The 3,690-nt window shown below is 55.3% G+C and carries 4 protein-coding genes and 2 pseudogenes; 1 reads left to right on the plus strand and 5 read right to left on the minus strand.

Annotated elements, in window-relative coordinates; translation table 11 throughout:
• From H6F43_RS05265 to H6F43_RS05280, 4 genes and pseudogenes are all read right to left on the minus strand, one after another.
• Positions 1–233 (minus strand): annotated as a pseudogene (locus tag H6F43_RS05265) (histidinol-phosphate transaminase); the annotation flags it as partial.
• Positions 234–306: 73 nt separating this feature from the next.
• Positions 307–1,455, minus strand: a complete 1,149-nt coding sequence (gene mutY, locus H6F43_RS05270) for an A/G-specific adenine glycosylase (protein ID WP_190341384.1) — start codon at positions 1,453–1,455, stop codon at positions 307–309.
• 53 nt (positions 1,456–1,508) lie between these two features.
• Entirely contained in the window at positions 1,509–1,835 is a 327-nt protein-coding gene (locus H6F43_RS05275; protein WP_190341386.1) for a DUF760 domain-containing protein, read from the minus strand.
• Positions 1,836–1,942: 107 nt separating this feature from the next.
• Complete coding sequence (locus H6F43_RS05280; protein ID WP_190341388.1) at positions 1,943–3,079, minus strand: ABC transporter permease; 1,137 nt, start codon at positions 3,077–3,079, stop codon at positions 1,943–1,945.
• A gap of 185 nt (positions 3,080–3,264) precedes the next feature.
• Here H6F43_RS05280 and H6F43_RS05285 point away from each other — a divergent pair, with 185 nt between their 5' ends.
• Positions 3,265–3,447: a hypothetical protein gene (locus tag H6F43_RS05285; RefSeq protein WP_190341390.1), complete on the plus strand. Its 183-nt coding sequence runs from the start codon at positions 3,265–3,267 to the stop codon at positions 3,445–3,447.
• Here the strand turns inward: H6F43_RS05285 and H6F43_RS05290 are convergent.
• A pseudogene (locus H6F43_RS05290) lies at positions 3,421–3,690 on the minus strand (GAF domain-containing protein); the annotation flags it as partial. The gene H6F43_RS05285 and the pseudogene H6F43_RS05290 overlap by 27 nt on opposite strands.

Genomic DNA, 3,690 nt, shown 5'->3' on the forward strand with positions numbered 1-3,690 from the left:
TCGGGAGGCACATCCAGTGCTTCACTCACCGCCGAGCAAAACTCCCGCGCAAATGGATCGGGATAGCGGCGTAGCCACTCTCCATCGAGAGTCCGCAGCACCGCCATCGCCTCAGGCGACGGCGGGTAGGGGTTCTCGTTTGTGTTTAGCTTGATGATGCGGGTTCCCGGTTTAGGTTGTTCACCAGGAATGTAACCCGTCATTGCCTCGATCGCGGGGCGGAAGTAGCTCATGGGCAGAGATCAGTAACTATCCAGAAACTTTAACTATCCAGACACTTATTGTAAGACACAGCGATTATCGGGACTAATCCCTAGATTGCCGCAGCGCCTCAATAATTTGCACATTCGCCTTGGGGAACGGGAACTGGTCCAGCTCTGCCAGCGTAACCCAGCGGATTTCGTCACACTCGATCGGCTGCGGCTCTCCGCTGAGATGGCGGCAGTGATGCACTTCCAGCGTGACGCGGAAGTGGCTGTAGGTGTGGTCCACGGTGGTGAGGCGATCGCCGACCTCCACGTCGATGCCCAATTCCTCCTGAATCTCGCGCCGGATGCAGTCCGGAATAGTTTCGCCCGCTTCCACCTTGCCACCGGGAAACTCCCATAGCCCGCCAAGCAAGCCTTCCGGGCGGCGGCGATCGATCAAAATTTGTCCCTGATCGTTCCAGATAACGGCTACACCAATCAGTTTGTGGGGCAGCGGAGCACGTGCTTCAGACATAGGCAGCTCGGATTGAATGCCTAAATTGTACGCTTGACACTGCCGATTCCACGGGCAGAGCAAACAGGCAGGCTGGTGAGGTGTGCAAATCGTTGCGCCCAAATCCATCAGCGCTTGATTAAAATCGCGTGGCTGCTGCGGGTCCAGCAGCGACTCTGATACCTGCCACAGACGCGGCATTGCCTTAGCCGGAGGCACCGGAAGCGCGACTAGACGCGCCAGCACGCGCTTAACGTTGCCATCCAGAATCGGCACAGCACGATCGAACGCTGCCGACAGAATGCCACCTGCTGTGGTGCGTCCAATTCCCGGAAGTGCGATCGTTGCTTCTAAGTCGTTCGGAAATTCGCCGTTGTGTTGACCGACCAGCTGCTGCGCAGCGTGATGCAAATTACGAGCACGGGCGTAGTAGCCCAATCCCTGCCATGTTTTGAGCACTTGCTGCTGTGTAGCGCTGGCTAAATCTCGAATTGTAGGAAACGTCGCCAGCCAGCGGTGATAGTAGGGAATTACGGTCTTCACCTGAGTCTGCTGAAGCATAATCTCCGACACCCAAATAGTGTAGGGATCGCGGCTGTGTCGCCACGGCAGATCGCGCCCAAATTGCCGATACCAGTCCAGCAGTGACGATCGCAGTTCCTCAACAGCAAAATTCGGCAAGCAATTAGCATCGCTCGCCGAACTCGTCAATTTTTGCTGGCTACGGTTAGATTTTGGAGTTGCTCGACCCATACCTCAGTCCAAAATCTAAGCCTCAAGCAGGCAGCGACTAGCCATCAGCTAACCTAAACTTGCTCTTCTGTCGTCGTAATAGACTGCTCAAAGGTCAGGCGCTGCTCGGCATTACGCAGGAAGTAGCCACTCATCATGGCAGACGCCAACAGACGACCTAAACTTTCGCGGCTCGTTGTGATCGCCACGTCAAAGTTCTCAGATGGCAAAGCGCCAAGTAATCCAATAATATTGCGCTCCATCACTTGAAACGCTTCTTGAGACGTCGGGCGAGACAGTTGGGCGATCGTCTCTGGGCTGAGGGATTGGACATAGTTCCACAACTGGTTGCTGGACTCTGCCCCGCTGAAAAATTCTGTCGATCGAGAGGAGTTATTCACGCTGGGAACCTCAATCAGAACTACGTATCAATGCATCTATGAACTAATGTATCAACTTAGGCAGAGATACGGAGTGAGTAGAACCGTACTCACCCTGACGGATTGCCTTACCGCCGGATGCTGCGCGGATCGAGCGCATCGCGCAAACCATCTCCCAGCAGGTTAAACGCCAACACGGTCAGAATAATTAGCAGCGCAGGGGGCCAAATTAGCCACGGTTGCAGCACCAGAATCGACGCATTGGTCGCCAGCGACAGCATGTTGCCCCAAGAAGGGTCGGGCTGCTGAATTCCCAGTCCAATCAAGCTCAGCACCGATTCCGCCACAATGAAGTCTGGAATCGACAGCGTCGCTGAAATAATGATGTAAGTTGCCGTCTGGGGCAGCACATGGCGAACGATGATGTACAGCGCCTTGCCCCCCATCGCCCGCGCTGCCTGAACGAACTCGCGCTCTTTGATCGATAGCACCTGCCCGCGAATCACCCGCGCCAGTCCTGCCCAGCGAATAAACGACGTGATTAGAATGATCAGCAAAAACCGCTGAGCGCTGCTTAATCCCGGAGGCAGCACCGCCGCCAGCGCGACCAGCAGATAAATACTGGGAATCGTCATCAGCACTTCTACCAAGCGCATCAGAACGGTATCGGCAACGCCGCCAAAGTAGCCAGAAATGCCACCCACCAGCATTCCTAGCGGAAACGAAATCACAATCCCCACTAAGCCAATACTGAGGCTGACGCGTCCGCCAAACAGTAATCGGGTGAACTGGTCCCGCGCTTGCTCATCGGTGCCCAGTAGATTGATCGTTCCTGGTCCATCCGTGCCAAACAGGTGCAATCTGGCAGGAATGCCGCCAAATAGCTCTACCTCGTCGAATCGAGGATCGCTCCACGACAGCTTTGTCGGCAGTGGCAGTTTAAGCTGGAGCAGGCGATACTCTGGACCTTGGACAAACAGCCGCAGCGGTGAAGGCTTCGATCGATCAACAATCAGTTGACGATCGCCCGTGTTCAAATCCACCGGACCCTGCGTGGTTGGGTAAACGTGCGGACCAATGAACTGTCCCTGCTGATTGACCCAGTGAATCTGCGTCGGCGGCAACAGCGCCCCGTCTGGCTGAGAGGCGTAGGGATCGTAGGGCGCGACAAATTCAGCAGCAATCACTGCAAGATAAAATACCACCAGCAGCAGTCCGCCGAATTTCGCCAGAGGATTCTTTTTGAGCCGTTGCCACCAGTTCATAGGTACGCATTGAATAGAGATTCCCCATTATGCCGCGATCGAGCGGCGCTTAGCTGTGGCATCTGCTGCAAACCTTGCTCTGAGGTGCACTGTCGCCGTCAAGCGTAGTAAACTGTGAACAAATGTAAATCAGGAGCAGCTGTTGGCTGATAGCTCCTTCCCGCTGCTGTTACAGGTGATGATCGATGACTCAATCTCAAACTCCCCTTCAACCCACTGTCACTCCAAAGCTGAGCCAGCCAAAGTTTGGCTTTAACGACTATGCCGAGCGGCTGAATGGTCGCGCCGCCATGATTGGATTTGCGCTACTGCTGGCGATCGAGTACATCACCGATCAAGGGCTACTCGCGTGGCTCGGCTTGCGGTAGAACGCGAACGCGAGCGTATTTCAAGCCGTTAACGCCTTGAAGTGGCTGCACCTTACCCCGCTCGATCGACGTGTCAACCCAACCTTCGCGGGCAAGGTAGCGGAAATACGCCTCGTACTCCGCCCACTCTTCCTCGGTGCTGTAAACCAACGTCAGCATTCCGGGCTGAGTGATGCGCGCCTTGGTCTGATCGTCCAGCGCCTTATCGATGCGTTTTTTGACAATTTCGTAGCGCATGTCGCG

This window comes from Leptolyngbya sp. FACHB-36, assembly GCF_014695955.1.
Taxonomy (GTDB): domain Bacteria; phylum Cyanobacteriota; class Cyanobacteriia; order Leptolyngbyales; family Leptolyngbyaceae; genus FACHB-36.